Below are 17,638 nucleotides of genomic sequence, written 5' to 3' on the forward strand. Positions count from 1 at the left end.
ACATTTAAAGTTGAACTTTCAGGCTCATTTTCTGTTGCCCTGGTTCGGCCAGGGTCAACATGCTCAAATTGCTGTCTTGCTGCCCGGAAATCCGCCGGACGTCTTTCTGGCTGACCAGTTCCGCCAGGCTGATGCCGTCGAGGAAATTGCTGATCCGATCACTGAGCGCGCACCAGAGGGAATGGGTCAGGCACTGGTTACCGCTCTGGCAATCGCCCTTGCCCTGACACTTGGTGGCATCTACCGACTCATCAACGGCGGCAATCACCGCTCCTACCGAAATGGCCGAGGCATTCATTCCCAGCAGATAACCGCCGCCGGGTCCCCGCACGCTGCTGACCAACCCCTGCTTGCGCAGGCGGGCGAACAGCTGTTCGAGGTAAGACAGGGAAATGCCCTGACGCTCGGAAATGTCGGCCAGGGATACCGGGCCGCTGTCCGCATGCAGGGCTACGTCCAGCATGGCGGTCACCGCGTAACGCCCTTTTGATGTCAGTCTCATGTAATTCAACCGTTTCCAGACATGGCGTCAGGGTGTCATACCCGAGTGTTTCAGTCAAGTATTAACCCGACTGAAACACTCAGTTATTGGACTCCCGTTGCTTGATCTGTTTTTGCACCGACGTCAGGATACCACGCAATATATTGAGCTCATGAGACTCCGGCCGCGCCCGGTTGAACAGCCGGCGCAGCTTGGTCATCACCTGCCCCGGATGAGGCTTGATGATAAAGCCGGTGTCCAGCAGGGTCTGCTGCAGATGCTGATAGAACCGTTCCAGATCATCGGACAGGGGATATTCCTGCTCCGCCTCGGCTACCGGCGCCTGCGCCAGCCAGGCCATGCGCACTTCATAGCTCAGGGTCTGCACCGCCATCGCCAGGTTGAGCGAACTGTATTCCGGATTGGCGGGAATGGCTACATGAAAATGGCACTGCTGCAATTCGTCGTTGCTCAGGCCGGTCCGCTCCCGGCCGAACACCAGCGCCACCTTGTGCCGGGGCGCTTCCGCCATGGCCTTGATGCCCGCTTCCCGGGCATCGAGCATGGGCCAGGACCAGGTCCTGGAGCGGGCACTGGTGCCGATCACCAGCCCGCAATCGGCCACCGCCTCGGCCAGGGTCGGCACTATGCGGGCCCGGGCCAGGATATCGCTGGCCCCGGCCGCCAGGGCGACCGCCTGGCCATCGGGCGAGCTGACCGGATCGACCAGCCATAGCTCTCCCAGCCCCATGGTTTTCATGGCGCGGGCGGCAGAGCCGATATTACCGGTGTGCGAGGTATTCACCAGCACGATGCGTACTTGCTCAAGCATATCCACTTGGTCCAACAGTGCTTAAGGCGCAGGATTCTAGCACAGTCGTGATACGGGATCAGGTGTTATCCTGCGGGCCGCTCTCCGCTGTTGGTCGCACTCTGTTCGGCCCGCGTCAGCATGCCCGCCAGTACCGCCAGCAACCGTTGCAGCCACAGCGGCTGACGCCCCGGCTCCAGGCGGTCGAGCAGGTTCTTGCACTCCAGTCCCAACTCGGTGTCGCCGGTGATCAGCAGGCGACGCTGAAAAAACAGGGTATCCGGATCCCATTTGCCGGCACTGAGCCGGATCAAATCATTCAAATCCCCCCTGATCACCACGTCCGCGTCGTCATCATCAAGCTGAAACAGGCCCCCGTCGCCGAAGCTCAGGGTCAGGCGGTAGTGCAGATCCGGAACCCACACCTGCAACCGCCGCCCCCGTAGAAAGTCCAGCTCGCCGTCTTGTATCGGTTCAGCCAGTATCCGGTTGAGCAGGCGTTCCACCAGCGGCGCCTGTATCCGAAACGGCAGGTAGCGCAGCGGCTTGCTCAGCAGCGCGGGCCCATGCTGACTGATGCGGCCACATAGAAGCTGCAGCATAAGATGCTCCTCATCCAAAAAAAAGGGCATCAGAACACCGCTGGCCACGTCGTGCCCTGCGTCAAATCAAATCACGCCCACATTGTTTCAAATCAAATGCCAGTTAGCCATCCCTGCGTAGACTGACCGCCTTCTGAACCGGAGTGAATGCAATGGAACTACTCTGTCCCGCCGGCAGCCTGCCGGCGCTCAAGGCCGCCGTCGACCAGGGTGCCGACGCGGTCTATATCGGCTTCAAAGACCAGACCAATGCCCGCCATTTCGCCGGCCTGAACTTCACCGAACGCACGCTGCAGCAAGGCGTGGACTACCTCAGGCGGCATAAACGCAAACTGCATGTGGCCATCAATACCTTCGCTCACCAGGGCAATGAGGCCATCTGGCAGGGCGCCGTCGATCAGGCGGTGGCCCTCGGCGCCGATGCACTGATCATTGCCGATACCGCCATCCTGGCCTATGCCGCCCGGATATACCCCGAGGCGGAGCTGCATCTGTCGGTGCAGGCCAGTGCCACCAACGCCGCCGCCATCCGTTTTTTCCGGGATAACTTCAAGGTCAGGAGGGTGGTGCTGCCGCGGGTGCTTTCCATCCAGCAGGTGCGGCAGATCGCCAGGGATACCGACGTCGAGCTGGAGGTGTTCGCCTTCGGCAGCCTGTGCATCATGGCGGAGGGGCGCTGTTATCTTTCTTCCTACCTTACCGGCGAAAGCCCCAATACGGTCGGGGCCTGCTCCCCGGCCCGTTTCGTGCGCTGGGAAGAAAAAGAGGACAGGCTGGAATCCCGCCTCAACGGTGTCCTGATCGACAGCTTTGCCGCCGATGAGCAGGCCGGCTATCCCACCCTGTGCAAGGGGCGCTTCGAGGTGGACGGCCAACGCTTCCATACCCTGGAGGAGCCCACCAGCCTCAACACCCTGAGCCTGATCCCCGATCTGGCCCGGCTCGGCGTCAGATCGGTCAAGATCGAGGGCCGCCAACGCAGCCCGGCCTATGTGACTCAGGTTACCCGGGTCTGGCGACAGGCGCTGGACAGCTACCTCAACGCCCCCGAACACTATGCCGTGCAGGATCCCTGGCAACGGCAGCTCGACGGGGTATCCGAAGGCAGCCAGAGCACCCTGGGCGCCTATCACCGAAAATGGCAGTAGGAGCAGATATGCACATTCACCTGGGACCCTTGCTGTTCTTCTGGCCCAAACAAAAGGTACAGGATTTTTACCAACAGGCGCTGGCCTCCCCCTGCCGGCGCATCTACCTGGGCGAGACCGTCTGCCCCAAGCGCCGGGAGCTGAAAACCGCCGACTGGCTTAACCTGGCGCGGGAGCTCTCCGCCGCCGGCAAGGAAGTGGTGCTGTCCACCCTGGCGCTGATCCAGGCACCGGCGGAGCTGCTCACCATCAAAAAACTGTGCGAACAGGGCGAACTGCAGATCGAGGCCAACGACCTGGGGGCGGTACAACTGGCCGCCGAGCACCGGCTGCCCTTCGTCGGCGGCCCCGCCCTCAATGTCTATAACCTGGACACCCTACGGCTCTTGCTGGACAAGGGCATGACCACCTGGGTGCCGCCGGTGGAGCTGTCCCGCACCTGGTTGTGGGATATTCACCAGGCGGCGGAGGCGGCGGGGCTACGCTCCCGCTTCCGGCTCGAGGTGTTCGGCTACGGCTACCTGCCCCTGGCCTACTCGGCCCGTTGCTTCACCGCCCGGGCCGAAAACCGGCCCAAGGACGAGTGCGAGCTGGTGTGTATCCACTATCCCGACGGTCGTCGGGCCAACACCCAGGAAGGCCAGCCGGTATTCAACCTCAACGGTATCCAGACCCAGTCGGGCTACTGCTACAACCTGATCAACGAGGTGCCGGGCATGAACGGCTGGGTGGACGCGGTGCGCGTCAGCGCCCATAGCCGCGAGTGCCTGGAGTGGATAGGGCGCTTTGCCGAGCAGATCGCGCAGCCTTGTTCCTACAAGCTTGCGTCCCGCTTCTGCAACGGCTACTGGAACCAGTTGCCGGGCATGGAGTGGCTGCCGTCGTCGCCGGCAAGGATGGAGGTGGAATAAGGAAGGGGCTCAGGCCCCCTCGCCTATCGCCGCAGCCGGGCCTCTTCACCGATCAGATCCAGCTCCAGCAACGAATAACGATGCTCGACGAAGTCGTAGATATTGGTGGCCAGGGCCAGCTTGAAATAGACCGAGGCCTGGTCCGGCTGGCCGTTGCGCTGGGCCTGTTTGGCCAGATAGAAATAGGCTTCACACAGGCGCTCGGCCAGCTCCTGGTTATCCGCGCTCTCTTCGGAAATACGGTTGAGCAGCTGTTCGTCACTGACCTTGCCGAGGTAGACGTTGACGATATCCCAGGCCCACTCATCCGAGCCATGGGCCTGCTGATGCGCGGCCAGGCTCCGGCTGGCCGACCTGGGATCGAGCTGTTCCAGCGCCAGGTACCACCACAGCAGGCGGTAAGGATCGCTCGGGTCTTCATCCAGGAACGTCTTCAGATCCCGCGCCGCCAGTTCGGGCCGACCGCCGTAATAGAGGGCGATGCCCCGGTTCAGGTTGGCATAGGTATAATCGGGCGCCAGATCCAGGGCCGAATCGAAGGCCTCATAGGCCTCGTCGAATTCCTGATTCTGGGTCAGGTAAACCCCATTGAGATTGTAGGCATCGGCAAAATCCGGCCGCTCCCGCAGCGCCCGGTTGAAGTCCAGCCGGGCCATGGCCCGCAGGCCGACCCGGTCGAACACCACGCCGCGCTGGAAAAACAGCTCGGCTCGCTGTTCCGGCGTCAGCCCAGGTGAATTCAGCATCTGCCCCAGGCGGGCAATGCCCAACTCGCTTTCATAGGAAACCTGCATCGGTACGGGCAGCACCAGGGTTGGTGTCACCACTTTGGGGGCACTACAGCCGGCCAGCATCACACCAAAAAGGGCTAAAGGACCGAGCAAAAATCTGTCTTTCAAGACGGCTCCGAACTTGTCTTATTATGACCACATGTTATGCAGCTCCACGACGTTTGTCATGTTGCAAATGCATTTCACAAATAAAAAGGGGCACAAGCGGCCCCTTTACAATAACAATTATGGTAACGGTTCCTGATCCGCCCCTTCTTTTTCCACCTGTGGCGGCAACATATGTTCCCGTTGCACCCCGAGCAGCATGGCCCAGGCACTGGCGATATAGATGGACGAGTAGGTGCCGAAGCCGATACCCAGCAACAAGGCGGTGGCAAAACCGTGGATCAGCGCCCCCCCCTTGAGGAACAGCGCCACCACCACCACCAGGGTGGTGGCCGAGGTGATCAGGGTCCGGCTCAGGGTATCGGTAATGGCTTCGTCGAACACCTCGGCGGTCGTGTCGTTGCGGATGCGGCGAAAATTCTCCCGCACCCGGTCGAACACCACTATGGTGTCGTTGAGCGAGTAGCCCACCACCGTCAACAGGGCGGCCACTATGGTCAGGTCCACCTCGATTTGCAGCCAGGAGAACACCCCCAGGGTGATGATCACATCGTGTGCCAACGACAGCACGGCGCCGGAAGCCAGCCGCCACTCGAAGCGCATGCCGACGTACAACAGGATGCAGAGCAGCGCCACCAGTATGGCCAGGCCGCCCTGCTCCGCCAATTCGGCACCGATGGCCGGACCGACGAATTCCAGCCGCTTCATCTCGACCGAGGGCGAGACCTGCCGCATGGCCGCCAGTACCGATTCACCCTGCTGCTGGACGTTCACGTTCTCCTGGGGTGCCAGGCGGATCAGCAAGTCCCGGCTGGTGCCGAAATGCTGCACCGTGGCCCCGGGCAGCCCCGCCTCGTTGAGGCGGTCACGCACCTCATCCAGCGCCGCCGCCTGTTCGAAGGCCACCTCGACCACGGTGCCGCCGGTAAAGTCCAGGCCCCAGTTCAGGCCACGGGTGGCCAGGCTGAAGAAGGAAAGCGCGATCAACACCAGGGACAGCACGGTGGCCGCCTTGGAATAACGCATAAAGCGAATGGGTGCTCGGGCTTTGAGGATCTCAAACATCGGTTACTTTCCTCATATCGGCAGTTTGCTGAGACGCTTGCCGCCCCAGATCAAGTTGACCAGGGCGCGGGTGCCGACGATGGCGGTAAACATGGAAGCGACGATACCTATCATCAGGGTCACGGCAAAGCCCTTGATGGGGCCCGTGCCCACCGCGAACAGGATGACGGCGGTGATCAGCGTGGTGATATTGGCATCGGCAATGGTGCTGAGCGCCTTTTCATAGCCCAGGTGAATCGCCTGCTGCACGCTGCGGCCACCGCGCAATTCCTCGCGGATCCGCTCGAAGATCAGCACGTTGGCATCCACCGACATGCCGATGGTCAACACTATGCCGGCGATGCCCGGCAGCGTCATGGTCGCCCCCGGCACCATCGACATCACGCCGATGATGATCACCACGTTGGCCAGCAGGGCGGCATTGGCCACCAGGCCGAACTTGCGGTAGTAGATGGTCATGAACAACACCACCGCCAGCATGCCGTAGACCATGGCCATAAGGCCGTTTTCCACGTTCTGCTGGCCCAGGCTCGGGCCTATGGTGCGCTCTTCCACTATCTGGATAGGGGCGATCAGGGCGCCCGCCCGCAGCAGCAGCGCCAGGTTCTGGGCCTCGGCCATGGAGCCGATGCCGGTGATGCGGAAGCTGCGCCCCAGCCGCGACTGGATGGTGGCCACGTTGATGACTTCCTGATCCTTGCGGAACTTGCGGGAGCCGTCTTCGTTCAGCTCGTCGGTGGGCTTGTATTCGGTAAACACGGTGGCCATGGGCCGGCCCACGTTGTCCCGGGTGAAGTCGGCCATGCGGCTGCCGCCGGGGGCATCCAGGCTGATATTCACCTGGGGCCGACTGAACTCGTCCAGGCCGGAGCTGGCATCGACGATATGCTCACCGGTGAGGATGATGCGTTTTTGCAGCACCACCGGCCGGCCGTCCCTGTCCCGCAGCAGATCGCTGTTGGGGGGCACCCGGCCGGCGGCAGCGGCGGCCGGGTCGGCGCTTTCATCCACTAGGCGGAACTCCAGGGTGGCGGTGGCGCCGAGGATTTCCTTGGCCCGCGCGGTATCCTGGATCCCGGGCAACTGCACCACTATGCGCTCGGCACCCTGACGCTGCACCAACGGCTCGGCCACGCCCAGCTCGTTGACCCGGTTGCGGATGATGGTGATGTTCTGCTGCAGGGCGTATTCCTTCACTTCCTTCAGCCGCTGTTCGCCCATCACCGCGAACAGGCCGAAGCTGTCGCCACTGTCCCGCTCCGAGAACACCAGGTCGGGGTAGCGCCCGCGCAGATAGGTCAGGGCCTGGTTGCGGGTATCCGCCTCGCGGAACACCACCAGGGCACCCTGATCCTGAGCCAGCACGCCGGAATAGCGCAGGCGCTGCTCGCGCAGATCGGTGCGGAAGTCCTGCACCATCTGTTCCCGCACCCGGCTGAGGGCTTCCTCCATGTCCACTTCCATCAGAAAGTGCACACCGCCGCGCAGATCCAGGCCCAGCTTGAGCGGGCCGGCGCCGATGGCCTCCAGCCAGGAAGGCGTGGCAGGGGCCAGGTTGAGGGCGGTGATATAGTTGTCACCCAGGGTTTCCGCCACCAGATCCTTGCCCCTGAGCTGGTCGTCGGTATTACGGAAACGGATAAGCAGTTGGTTGTCGGCCAGGGCGGCGCTGAGCACCTCGATGCCGGCCTGGTCAAGGGTCTGTTGGGCCTGAGTCAGGGTCGCAGGGGTCACCTGGGTACCGCGGGAGCCGGACACCTGCAGCGCAGGGTCTTCACCGAACAGATTGGGTGCTGCATAAAGAAAACTGATGGTGATCACGCAGATCACCATCAAGTATTTCCACAGCGGATATCGATTTAACACGCTGTGCTCCTCGATAGGGAATTAAAGGGACTGGATAGAGCCCTTGGGCAGGACGGCGGTGATAAAGTCCTTTTTGATGGTGACTTGAGTCTGTTCACTCAGGTTCAGCACCACATAGTCGTTCTCGGTGGAGATCTTGGAGATTTTACCCACCAGGCCACCGTTGGTCAGCACCTCGTCGCCCTTGCTCAGGGAAGACATCAGGTTCTTGTGCTCTTTTACCCGCTTGGACTGGGGACGGAAGATCATGAAGTAGAAGATCAGGCCGAACACGACCAGCATGATGATCATTTCCATACCGCCGCCGGCGGAGCCGCCCTGAGCATAAGCTTTGGAGATAATATCCATTCGTTTTGGTTCCTCGTTGATGGTTAAAAGCTGTTATCCGGCATAGTGTATCGGCGAAAACAGGCACAGCACGCCGACACGCCATGAACATTCACTTCCTGGCTCGCACCTGCATCTGACCGCCAGGGATGGCGGGAATGCCGAAAATGCAGGAGCAATTTTCGGCGCTGGCAGGTGACGGTCGGCTTAGCTGCTGCCTGTTCTCACCGTTCTTATCCTTCGCCGTGTTCAACTGCACTCTGGCCCAATGGCGGCACGGGCCTGCCCTGCCGGCCATAGAACTCAGCTACAAAGTCGTCTAATTTACCCTGCTCTATGGCTCCGCGTAAACCTTCCATCACCCGTTGGTAGTAACGCAGGTTGTGAATGGTGTTTAAACGCGCACCCAGGATCTCGTTGCACTTGTCCAGATGGTGCAGGTAGGAGCGCGAGTAGTGCTTGCAGGTGTAGCAATCGCAATCCGCATCCAGCGGGCCGGTGTCGGTCTTGTGCTTGGCGTTGCGGATCTTCACCACCCCCTCGGTGGTGAACAGATGGCCGTTGCGGGCGTTGCGGGTCGGCATCACACAGTCGAACATGTCGATGCCCCGGCGCACCCCTTCCACCAGATCCTCCGGCTTGCCCACGCCCATCAGGTAGCGGGGCTTGTCGGCCGGGATCTTGGGGCAGGTGTGTTCCAGCACCTTGTGCATCTCGTGCTTGGGCTCGCCCACCGCCAGGCCGCCCACCGCATAGCCGTCGAAGCCGATGTCCAGCAGCCCTTCCAGGGACTGATCGCGCAGGTCTTCGTACACGCTGCCCTGGATGATGCCGAACAGGGCATTTTTATTGCCTTGCTTGTCGAAATGATCCCGCGACCGTTTGGCCCAGCGCAGGGACATCTCCATCGACTTCCTGGCTTCTTCCCAGGTGGCCGGGTAGGGGGTGCACTCGTCCATGATCATCACGATATCGGAGCCCAGATCGTACTGGATCTCCATCGACACCTCGGGCGACAGGAAGATCTTGTCGCCGTTGACCGGGTTGCGAAAGTAGACGCCCTCTTCGGTGATCTTGCGGATGTCGCCCAGGCTGAATACCTGGAAGCCACCAGAGTCGGTGAGGATGGGGCCCTGCCAGTTCATGAAGTCGTGCAGATCCCCGTGCAGTTTCATCACTTCCTGGCCAGGACGGATCCACAGGTGGAAGGTGTTGCCGAGCAGGATCTGGGCGCCGGTATCGGCCACTTCTTCCGGGGTCATGCCCTTGACGGTGCCGTAGGTGCCCACCGGCATAAAGGCCGGGGTTTCCACCACGCCCCGGTCGAAGACCAGCCGGCCGCGACGGGCGCGGCCATCGGTGGTTTGCAGTTCAAATTTCATCGGTTACCTCTGCTGGCCGGAGAAACAGTCCGACCTTGATTTGATGGGACCAGGGATAAGGGACTGGGGATTGGTTTATGGGCGTCTGTAGGCCCGAATTTATTCGGGCAATACTATCGGCGGCTGCCATTTTCACCCCACTAAAGTGGGGCCTACAAACACCTCTGACCAGTCCCTATTCCCCAGTCCCCAGTCCCTGCTGTCGGGTAATAAACATGGCGTCGCCGTAGCTGAAGAAACGGTAACGCTCCGCCACCGCCGCCCGGTAGGCCGCCATGATATGGTCCTGGCCGGCGAAGGCGCTGACCAGCATGATCAGGGTCGACTCGGGCAGGTGGAAGTTGGTGACCATGGCATCCACCAGCTGGAAGCGATAGCCCGGGTAGATAAAGATATCGGTATCGCCGTAGAAGGGAGCCAGCGGCTCGCCCCTGGCCAGGCTGGCCCGGGCCGCGCTTTCCAGGGAACGCACCGAGGTGGTGCCCACGGCAATAACCCGGCCGCCCCGGGCGCGGGTCGCCTCGATTTGCGCCACCACCTCGGCCGGCACTTCGATATATTCGGCGTGCATCTTGTGCTCGAGCACATTGTCCACCCGCACCGGCTGGAAGGTGCCCGCCCCCACGTGCAGAGTGATAAAGGCCAGCTCGGCCCCCTTGGCCCTGAGCGCGGCCAGCAGCGGTTCATCGAAATGCAGGCCGGCGGTGGGGGCCGCCACGGCGCCGGGCTTTTCGTTATAGACGGTCTGGTAGCGTTCCTTGTCGGCGTCGGTATCGGGCCGGTCGATATAGGGCGGCAGCGGCATATGGCCCACCGCCTCCAGGATCTCGAGCACGGTGCGTGGGTCGTTGAATTCGATTTCGAACAGGGCGTCGTGGCGCGCCAGCATGGTGGCGCTGACGTCCGGCTCCAGCAACAGCGCGCTGCCCGGCTTGGGCGACTTGGAGGCGCGCACATGGGCCAGCACCCGCTTGTCGTCCAGCACCCGTTCCACCAGCACCTCCAGCTTGCCGCCGCTGGCTTTCTGGCCGAACAGCCGCGCCGGTATCACCCGGGTATTGTTGAACACCAGCAGGTCGCCGGGGTTGACCAGGTCCAGGATCTGGCCGAACCGGCCATGAACGATGGCCCCGCTGTTACCGTCCAGCTGCAACAGCCGGCTGGCGGAGCGCTCCGGCATCGGATGGCGGGCAATCAGTTCGTCGGGAAGTTCAAAGGAAAAATCACGGACCTGCATAGACAACCTCTTGTTATAACGGGCGCTAGTCTAGTGAGGGCGAACCACGGGATCAAGGCAATTCGGCCAACATTACGGCATAATGGAACAATCCTGCCGGATCTGGAGTTGGCCATCCGAATCGGCAGCCTGCGGTGATGGCAGCCATATTATCCGGCCGCCCGGGTAGGCTATCTTGATATAAAAGAGGAGAACACCTATGCCAGCCGTCGTCTCTGAAATCATGTCCCGCAACGTTATCGGCCTGCCGCCTTCCGCCAGTCTGGCCGAAGCCCGCACCCTGATGCAGCGCCATCATATCCGCCACCTGCCGGTGCTGGAACAAGACAAGCTGGTGGGCCTGATCAGCCAGCGGGACATTCTGGCGGCCCAGGAGTCCAGCCTGGAAAAGGGAACCAACGGTGCCTTCCTGCAAAATCATACCCTGGCGGAGATCATGATCAGCGGCGTGACCACCGTCAGTTCCAGGGCCGGCATCCGCGAGGCCGCCCTCTATCTGCAAAAACACAAGTACGGCTGCCTGCCGGTGGTGGACAAAGGCAAGCTGGTGGGCATAGTGACCGACAGCGATTTCGTCGCCGTGGCCATCCACCTGCTGGAGGTGCTGGACAATCAACTGGTCGATGAAAGCACTGACGACCTCGACCAGGATGAGCTGGAGCTCGCCCCGGACGCCCGGGATTATCAGGACGGCTCCCGGGATCGATGAACTACTTGGCCCATCTGCACCTGGCCCATCTCAGCCACACCAGCCTGGCCGGCGCCCTGCTGGGCGAATACGCCCGGGGCGACATCGATCAGGGCCTACCCGCCCCGTTGCAGCTCGGTATCCGCCTGCATCGGCAGATAGACAGCTTCACCGACGCCCATCCGCGGCATCTGGGGGCGGTACAAAGCCTTCCCCCCCCTTTTCGCCGTTACGGCGGCATCATCATGGACATGATGTTCGATCACTTCCTGGCCCGGCACTGGTCCCGCTACCACCCCTGGGCGCTGGCCGACTTTATCGGCTACAGCCACCGCCAGTTGCTGCCGAGCGAGCATTGGCCACCCGCCCTGGTCACCCTGGTGGCGCGGCTCAAGCAGCACCGGCTGCTGGCCCAGTACGAAAGTTTCGAAGGCATCACCCGGGCCATCATCCGCATCGACGGCCGCTTTCGCCGCCCCTCCCCCCTGCCCGACTGCGCGCCCCTGCTGCGGGCCCATTACGACGAGATGGAGCAGGCCTTTCTCGCCTTCTATCCCGAGTTGCAGGACTTTGTGCTGAGCCAAACCCGACGGGATTAGTACCTGTTTACGATCTTTTCATGGCCGCCTGTTACCACCCAGCAAAGAGGCAACAGGGCCACCTCCACCGACACGCTGCAAGCACGTCCCTGTGACGCTCGGCACATGCCGTCCCTGGCATGTGACGGTCGGCGGAGGCCATCCCTGTTGCCTCTTTCAAACCCCGACGCTGCCTGAAGGTATTGCCAACAGGCGGCTGCGGGGCGACAGAGAGGACAAAGGGCGCAGCTCCGCCGGCCCTCCGCGCCAGGGAGGGCGCGGCGGAGCCCCCAGGGAGGGGTTCACGGCGTGCCGGAGGAACTGTGCGCTTTGGCCGAGAATAAAGACTCCAAACAAGCGCTAAGCCCTGGGGTTGGCCGGGTAGAACAGCTCGGGCTGCACCGGCTGGTGGGAAAAAAAGCGGGTGTTCTTGTGGGGCAGCTTCATAAAGCCCCCTACCCCCTGGTCGTTGATCAGCGGGATCTTGTCCACGATCAGCGCCAGCAGGGCGGCAAACTCCGCCTCGGCGCTGTCATCCAGCAGCCGGTAGTAGCTGTGCAGCTTCATATACAAGGGTGTCACCTCGAAGATGATGCAGCCGGTGTGGTGGATGTCGTTGAGCCGGGCGATGGCATCCATGATGGCGTAGGGCAGCACCAGCTGTTCGTCCGGATCCCGGCCATCCTCGAAGTAGGAATGCTGACGGCTGGCGTCGTCGGTGCTCGGTATCGGCGCCAGCCGGTAGGGGATGCGGGTGCCCGGCGGCGGCACGAAGGGCTGCCCGGGGGCGCTCCGGCTCAGGTGAAGGGTGTTGCGGGCGTTGAACAGGCAGGCCTTGAATATCCCTATCTTGTCGATGGCCCGCGCCAGCAGCACCACGTTGTTGACCGCCACCGCAAAAGCCTCGTACAGGCGTTCATCATAGAGATTGAGGCTGGAGTCGATATAGACGCCCTCTTCCTGCCAGTGGATGGCCAGCCCGCCCACCACCGGATAGCGGCCCAATCGGCTCACCGCCGCCACGAAGGCCTTTTCGGTTTCGCCCATGCCCTCCAGGTAGTTCTTGTAATAGCGCTCCAACTGGGCGTCGTCCACGTAATGGATGCCTTCCTCCTCGCTGTGTTCGCGCAGAAACGACTTGCGGGAGGAATAGACCACGGTATCCATCTCATGTCGTTCCGGGCTGATCCATATCGGCAGCAACGGGCTGTCGTCGAATAACGGCAGCACCGGCAAGACCAGGCGCCGGAGCCGGGGCATTTCGGCAATGAAATAGTCCCCGGCCCGCTGCCGCAGCCGGGCATCGTCGGACAACAGGCTGTCCAGCATCAACGCGAATGCCTTCGGCAGCCCCAGGCTCACCGCCGGTATCGCCTTTCGACCAAAACGGCAGGACTGGCCCGAGGCCAGCGCATAAAGGGTACTGGCCACCCCCTGTTCATCGAAGCGCGGGCTGGACAGCGCCCCGTCGCGCTGTTCGGGGCCGATAAAGTAGATATCCCCCAGACGGGCGTTGGAGTGCTGCAGATCCGCCGACATCAGTTGCATCACGTTATTCGATACGAACTGCCCCTCACTGTCGGTCTGGGCGAATACCGAGGAGCCCCAGTCCACCAGGCCGATGCGGCCAGTGGTAGCATCAAACACGATATTGGACGGCTTGATATCGCCGTGCACTATGGGCGCGGGCAGCCCGTCCTTGTGATGATGGCGCAGCGCCTGCAGGATATCCGCCAACTGGGCGGCGATGTCCACCAGCAGCCGGGCCGACAGGCGGCCGCGTTGCAGGCTGAACCGTTCCAGATCCTCTCCCCTGGCCCGGCCCATCATCAGGATACCCTGCCTTTTCAGGAGCTGGTAGGTGACATAACGGGGCACCAGGGGATGCTCGACCTGGGACAGCATATAGGCCTCGTCGGCCAGCCGCTCCCGGATGTGTGGCGGCAGGTTGATACGGGAAAACTTGAACGCATACTCCTGGCCATTGCTGCCGGTGCCGGCAAAGGTAAAGCCGTAAGCGCCCTTGCCCGCCAGGCTGATATGACGATACCCCAGCTTTTCCAGCTCGGTGATGCACAGCGCAATCCAGTCCTTGAGCTTCTTGGCATCGTTGGCATTGAGCAGATAGATGGACTGCTCTTCGGGAATATAGAAGTTGCGCAGATGATGCCGGTACATGGTTCAGGCCAGTTGTACCAGCATCAGCTCCGGCCGTTCCAGGTATTGCCGCCAGCATTCATTGAAGCGGGCCAGGGTGGCGCCGTCGATCACCCGGTGATCGGCGGACCAGCACACCGTCATCAGCTGGCGGGGCACCACCTCGCCCGCTTCGTCGAAGCGGGGCAGCCGCTGCAACCGCCCCAGGGCGGCGATCGCCAGCTCCGGCGGGCGGACCACCGGGCTGGAGACGATGCCGCCCAGCACGCCGATATTGGAGAGGGTAATGGTGCCGTCCTGCAGTTCGCTCGGGGCCAGGCTCCCCGCCCGGGCGGCCTCGCTCAGCCGTTCCAGTTCGGTGGCGATGGCCAGCAGCGATTTCTGTTCGCAATGCTTGATGTTCGGCACCAGCAGCCCGCCCGGGGTATCCACCGCCACCCCGATATGGTGCCCGGGCAGGTAGCTGAGCTCGGTCGCCTCCGGGTTGAGCCGGCTGTTGAGCAGGGGAAAGGCCTTCAGGGCCAGCGACAGCGCCTTGATAAAGAACGGCAGCAGGGTCAGCCTGACCCCTTCGGCGGCAAAGACCGGCTTCAGCTTCGCCTTGAACTGCAACAGCTCATCCAGCACCAGCTCGTCACAGAAGGTAAACTGCGGGATCCCGAGCGAAGCGGTCATCTGCCGGGCCATGGCGGCGCGGATGCCCCGCAGCGGCTCGCTGCGCACCGCGGGCTCGGCCTCTGGCACCTCGTCCGGTGCCGGGGTTGCCGGCGCCCGTGCCGCCAGATAGGCCTGAACGTCTTCCTTGTAGACCCGGCCCTTGTCACCGGAGCCGGGCACCAGGCCAAGATCCACCGACAACTCCCGGGCCAGGCGCCGTACCGCCGGGCTGGCCACCGCCTTGCCGGCCGCCCCGGCCTGCGCAACCGATTGCTCCGCCGCCGCTTCAGGTGCGGGCTCGGCAGCGGTCGCCGCCGGGACCGATAATGGCGCTGGTGCGGGTTCGCTTTCCCCCGGCCCAAGCTCCATTTCAAACAGGGGCGCGTGCACCCGCGCCATCTCCCCCTTGGCCACATGGAGCCGGGTGATGGTGCCGCCGTGCATCGCCGGGATCTGTACCAGTGCCTTGTCGGTCATCACGTCGCAAATCGCCTGATCCTCGGCCACCCGCTCCCCTTCGGCCACCAGCCACTCCACCAGCTCGCATTCCACTATGCCTTCGCCGATATCCGGCAGATAGAAATCCTGTTTCATACCGCCCCCTAGAAGTTCACCGTCCGCACTATCGCCTCGAACGTCTTGAGGTGATCGGCCATATATTCTTTTTCCAGCGCCAGCGGATAAGGGGTATCCAGTCCGCACACCCGCTCGATGGGGCTTTCCAGATACAAAAAACAGCGCTGCTGAATGGCCGCGGCAACCTCGCCGGCGAAGCCGCCGGTGAGCGGCGCTTCGTGGTTGATGACCAGGCGGCCGGTCTTGAACACCGATTCGGCCACCAGATCCGCGTCCCAGGGCAATAGGCTGCGCAAGTCGATAAGTTCGCAGGAAATGCCCTGCTGCCCGGCCAGGGCCACCGCCTTCGCCACCACCTCCATCTGGGCCCCCCAGGCCAGCACGGTCACATCGGTGCCTGCCTGTACCACCTCGGCCACCCCCAGCGGCAGCTCGTAGTAGTCCTCGTCCACCTCGCCCACGGCGGCGCGATACAGCCGCTTGGGCTCGAAGAACAACACCGGATCCGGGCAGTTGATGGCCGCCAGCAGCAGCCCCTTGGCCTGGGCCGGATCCCGGGGCACCACCAGGCGCAACCCCGGCGTATGAGCAAAATAGGCCTCCGGCGACTGGCTGTGATAATGACCGCCGGCGATACCGCCGCCATAGGGGGTACGCAGCACCAGCCCGCCCACATTGAACTGGTTGCCGGAACGATAGCGGAATTTGGCGGTTTCATTGACGAGCTGATCGAAGGCCGGGTAGATGTAGTCGGCAAACTGGATCTCGGCCACCGGTTTCAGTCCCCGGGCCGCCATGCCGTTGGCGAAGCCGATGATCCCCTGCTCGGTGAGCGGGGTGTTGAAGCAGCGATGCTTGCCGTATTTGTCCTGTAACTGGCTGGTGGCGCGGAATACGCCGCCGAAGTGGCCCACGTCCTCGCCGAAGCAGATCACGTTCTCGTCCCGGCTCATGGCCAGATCCAGGGCATTGTTGATGGCCTGCAACATGTTCATCTGTGCCATTAGTCCAACCTCCCTGCGCTCACCGGATAGGCATCCGGGTACTGGCGGATATGGTTCTTGAGCGCTTCCAGCTGGCTCCTTAGCCCGGGAGTCGGCTCGGCATAGACGTCACTGATCAGGGTATCGAGACGGGGTTTGGGGATCTGCTCCGCCGCCTTGAGCGCCTCCAGTATTTCCTGGCGCAGGGCGTCGCTGGCAATCTGGTCGGCCGCCTCGTCCAGCCAGCCCTGCTGTAACAGCCACAGCCGGTAACGGGCGATGGGATCCTGCTTGCGCCAGCCTTCCTCCTCCTCCCTGGACCGGTAGCCGCTGGGATCATCGGAGGAGGAGTGAGCCCCCAGGCGATAGGCGATGGCCTCCACCAGCACCGGCTCCTGCTGCTCCAGCGCCAGTTTGCGCGCCAGCCGGGTGGCTTCATAGACCGCCAGCACGTCGGCCCCGTCGACCCGGATGGCCTGGATGCCGTAGCCCACCGCCCGGCAGGCGATGCCGTCACCGATAAACTGCTCGCTGGCGGGGGTGGAAATGGCATAGCCATTATTGCGGCAGAAGAAGATCACCGGCGCCTGCAACACCGCGGCCATGTTCAGCCCGGCATGAAAGTCGCCCTCGGAGGCGGCCCCTTCGCCGAAATAGCACAGGGTGGTGTTGCTTTCCCCCCGCAGTTTCTGGGCATAGGCATAGCCGCTGGCCTGGGGTATCTGGGTACCCAGCGGTGATGAGATGGTCATGAAATGGATGTCGCGGCAACCGTAGTGTACCGGCATCTGCCGGCCCTTGCCCAGATCCCGCTCGTTGGAAAACAGCTGGTTCATGAACTGGGTCAGGGTAAAGCCCCGGTAGCGCAGGGCGCCCTGCTCCCGATACTGGGCCATGATCATGTCGTGACGATCCAGGGCCGCCGCGCTGGCCACCGTGCTGGCCTCTTCCCCCAGGCACTGCATATAGAAGCTGATCCGCCCCTGACGCTGGGCGGCCAGCATGCGCTCGTCCAGCAGGCGGATAAACACCATGCTGTCGTAGATTTTGAGCGCCGTGTCCCGGTCCAGCACCGGCGGTGAAACACCGGCGTGGAGGGAGCCGTCGTCCTGCAGGATCCTCAGGGTGGGGATATGGAGGGCATGGGCACCGGTAAACTGGGCCTGGTGCACCGTGGTGATGGTGGCATTGCTGGGATCGGCCATGGCGTCACTCCCGTCGCCGGGCGGGCGACTCTGGAAACGGGACCAAGCGGCCACCCGCGGTGGCAGCT

At 62.6% G+C, this 17,638-nt stretch carries 17 protein-coding genes; 4 read left to right on the top strand and 13 right to left on the bottom strand.

Annotated elements, in window-relative coordinates:
• Positions 1-4: 4 nt before the first annotated feature.
• The 3 genes from iscR to ubiT all read right to left on the bottom strand — a co-directional run bounded on the left by iscR (position 5) and on the right by ubiT (position 1,894).
• Positions 5-502, bottom strand: a complete 498-nt coding sequence (gene iscR, locus JKV55_RS15170) for a Fe-S cluster assembly transcriptional regulator IscR (RefSeq protein WP_202087487.1) — start codon at positions 500-502, stop codon at positions 5-7.
• Positions 503-581: 79 nt separating this feature from the next.
• Complete coding sequence (trmJ, locus tag JKV55_RS15175; protein WP_202087489.1) at positions 582-1,313, bottom strand: tRNA (cytosine(32)/uridine(32)-2'-O)-methyltransferase TrmJ; 732 nt, start codon at positions 1,311-1,313, stop codon at positions 582-584.
• Between the two features lie 65 nt (positions 1,314-1,378).
• A complete protein-coding gene (ubiT, locus tag JKV55_RS15180; RefSeq protein WP_202087496.1) occupies positions 1,379-1,894 on the bottom strand; it encodes a ubiquinone anaerobic biosynthesis accessory factor UbiT in 516 nt (171 codons plus the stop codon).
• 152 nt (positions 1,895-2,046) lie between these two features.
• On the opposite strand from ubiT, the gene ubiU reads away from it, so the two are divergent.
• Positions 2,047-3,042 (top strand): ubiquinone anaerobic biosynthesis protein UbiU, encoded by a 996-nt coding sequence (ubiU, locus tag JKV55_RS15185; protein ID WP_202087497.1) that lies wholly within the window; start codon positions 2,047-2,049, stop codon positions 3,040-3,042.
• A gap of 8 nt (positions 3,043-3,050) precedes the next feature.
• Positions 3,051-3,953: a U32 family peptidase gene (locus JKV55_RS15190; RefSeq protein WP_202087498.1), complete on the top strand. Its 903-nt coding sequence runs from the start codon at positions 3,051-3,053 to the stop codon at positions 3,951-3,953.
• A gap of 23 nt (positions 3,954-3,976) precedes the next feature.
• On the opposite strand, the gene nlpI is transcribed toward JKV55_RS15190, so the two are convergent.
• The 6 genes from nlpI to queA all read right to left on the bottom strand — a co-directional run bounded on the left by nlpI (position 3,977) and on the right by queA (position 10,726).
• Entirely contained in the window at positions 3,977-4,852 is an 876-nt protein-coding gene (gene nlpI, locus JKV55_RS15195; protein WP_304952627.1) for a lipoprotein NlpI, read from the bottom strand.
• A 117-nt stretch (positions 4,853-4,969) separates the two neighbouring features.
• Positions 4,970-5,914 carry a protein translocase subunit SecF gene (gene secF, locus JKV55_RS15200; RefSeq protein WP_202087499.1) on the bottom strand — a complete coding sequence of 315 codons (945 nt, stop codon included), beginning with the start codon at positions 5,912-5,914 and terminating at the stop codon, positions 4,970-4,972.
• 12 nt (positions 5,915-5,926) lie between these two features.
• A complete protein-coding gene (gene secD / locus JKV55_RS15205) occupies positions 5,927-7,780 on the bottom strand; it encodes a protein translocase subunit SecD (protein WP_202087501.1) in 1,854 nt (617 codons plus the stop codon).
• A gap of 21 nt (positions 7,781-7,801) precedes the next feature.
• Positions 7,802-8,128 carry a preprotein translocase subunit YajC gene (yajC, locus tag JKV55_RS15210; protein ID WP_202087503.1) on the bottom strand — a complete coding sequence of 109 codons (327 nt, stop codon included), beginning with the start codon at positions 8,126-8,128 and terminating at the stop codon, positions 7,802-7,804.
• Between the two features lie 212 nt (positions 8,129-8,340).
• Positions 8,341-9,489, bottom strand: a complete 1,149-nt coding sequence (gene tgt, locus JKV55_RS15215; RefSeq protein WP_202087505.1) for a tRNA guanosine(34) transglycosylase Tgt — start codon at positions 9,487-9,489, stop codon at positions 8,341-8,343.
• Between the two features lie 175 nt (positions 9,490-9,664).
• Complete coding sequence (gene queA / locus JKV55_RS15220; RefSeq protein WP_202087507.1) at positions 9,665-10,726, bottom strand: tRNA preQ1(34) S-adenosylmethionine ribosyltransferase-isomerase QueA; 1,062 nt, start codon at positions 10,724-10,726, stop codon at positions 9,665-9,667.
• A 199-nt stretch (positions 10,727-10,925) separates the two neighbouring features.
• Here queA and JKV55_RS15225 point away from each other — a divergent pair, with 199 nt between their 5' ends.
• Entirely contained in the window at positions 10,926-11,435 is a 510-nt protein-coding gene (locus JKV55_RS15225) for a CBS domain-containing protein (RefSeq protein WP_202087514.1), read from the top strand.
• Complete coding sequence (locus JKV55_RS15230; protein WP_202087516.1) at positions 11,432-12,013, top strand: acyl carrier protein phosphodiesterase; 582 nt, start codon at positions 11,432-11,434, stop codon at positions 12,011-12,013. The genes JKV55_RS15225 and JKV55_RS15230 overlap by 4 nt, the downstream gene beginning before the upstream one ends.
• Before the next feature lie 339 nt (positions 12,014-12,352).
• On the opposite strand, the gene JKV55_RS15235 is transcribed toward JKV55_RS15230, so the two are convergent.
• The 4 genes from JKV55_RS15235 to JKV55_RS15250 are packed head-to-tail and all read right to left on the bottom strand — an operon-like array spanning position 12,353 to position 17,570.
• Complete coding sequence (locus JKV55_RS15235) at positions 12,353-14,170, bottom strand: protein kinase domain-containing protein (protein WP_202087519.1); 1,818 nt, start codon at positions 14,168-14,170, stop codon at positions 12,353-12,355.
• 3 nt (positions 14,171-14,173) lie between these two features.
• On the bottom strand, positions 14,174-15,400 hold the full coding sequence (locus JKV55_RS15240) for a 2-oxo acid dehydrogenase subunit E2 (protein WP_202087522.1): 1,227 nt from the start codon (positions 15,398-15,400) through the stop codon (positions 14,174-14,176).
• Between the two features lie 8 nt (positions 15,401-15,408).
• Entirely contained in the window at positions 15,409-16,386 is a 978-nt protein-coding gene (locus JKV55_RS15245) for an alpha-ketoacid dehydrogenase subunit beta (RefSeq protein WP_202087524.1), read from the bottom strand.
• Entirely contained in the window at positions 16,386-17,570 is a 1,185-nt protein-coding gene (locus JKV55_RS15250; RefSeq protein WP_202087526.1) for a thiamine pyrophosphate-dependent dehydrogenase E1 component subunit alpha, read from the bottom strand. Before JKV55_RS15250 ends, JKV55_RS15245 begins: the two co-directional genes overlap by 1 nt.
• Positions 17,571-17,638 lie beyond the last annotated feature (68 nt).

The organism is Zobellella iuensis, from assembly GCF_016746085.1.
Taxonomy (GTDB): domain Bacteria; phylum Pseudomonadota; class Gammaproteobacteria; order Enterobacterales; family Aeromonadaceae; genus Oceanimonas; species Oceanimonas iuensis.

Coding starts and splice junctions, on each gene's coding strand:
- secF (WP_202087499.1), bottom strand. CDS start 5,914: ATGTTTGAGATCCTCAAAGCCCGAGCACCCATTCGCTTTATGCGTTAT.
- JKV55_RS15240 (WP_202087522.1), bottom strand. CDS start 15,400: ATGAAACAGGATTTCTATCTGCCGGATATCGGCGAAGGCATAGTGGAA.
- JKV55_RS15190 (WP_202087498.1), top strand. CDS start 3,051: ATGCACATTCACCTGGGACCCTTGCTGTTCTTCTGGCCCAAACAAAAG.
- trmJ (WP_202087489.1), bottom strand. CDS start 1,313: ATGCTTGAGCAAGTACGCATCGTGCTGGTGAATACCTCGCACACCGGT.
- JKV55_RS15230 (WP_202087516.1), top strand. CDS start 11,432: ATGAACTACTTGGCCCATCTGCACCTGGCCCATCTCAGCCACACCAGC.
- ubiT (WP_202087496.1), bottom strand. CDS start 1,894: ATGCTGCAGCTTCTATGTGGCCGCATCAGTCAGCATGGGCCCGCGCTG.
- yajC (WP_202087503.1), bottom strand. CDS start 8,128: ATGGATATTATCTCCAAAGCTTATGCTCAGGGCGGCTCCGCCGGCGGC.
- ubiU (WP_202087497.1), top strand. CDS start 2,047: ATGGAACTACTCTGTCCCGCCGGCAGCCTGCCGGCGCTCAAGGCCGCC.
- iscR (WP_202087487.1), bottom strand. CDS start 502: ATGAGACTGACATCAAAAGGGCGTTACGCGGTGACCGCCATGCTGGAC.
- queA (WP_202087507.1), bottom strand. CDS start 10,726: ATGCAGGTCCGTGATTTTTCCTTTGAACTTCCCGACGAACTGATTGCC.
- JKV55_RS15250 (WP_202087526.1), bottom strand. CDS start 17,570: ATGGCCGATCCCAGCAATGCCACCATCACCACGGTGCACCAGGCCCAG.
- JKV55_RS15225 (WP_202087514.1), top strand. CDS start 10,926: ATGCCAGCCGTCGTCTCTGAAATCATGTCCCGCAACGTTATCGGCCTG.
- JKV55_RS15245 (WP_202087524.1), bottom strand. CDS start 16,386: ATGGCACAGATGAACATGTTGCAGGCCATCAACAATGCCCTGGATCTG.
- tgt (WP_202087505.1), bottom strand. CDS start 9,489: ATGAAATTTGAACTGCAAACCACCGATGGCCGCGCCCGTCGCGGCCGG.
- JKV55_RS15235 (WP_202087519.1), bottom strand. CDS start 14,170: ATGTACCGGCATCATCTGCGCAACTTCTATATTCCCGAAGAGCAGTCC.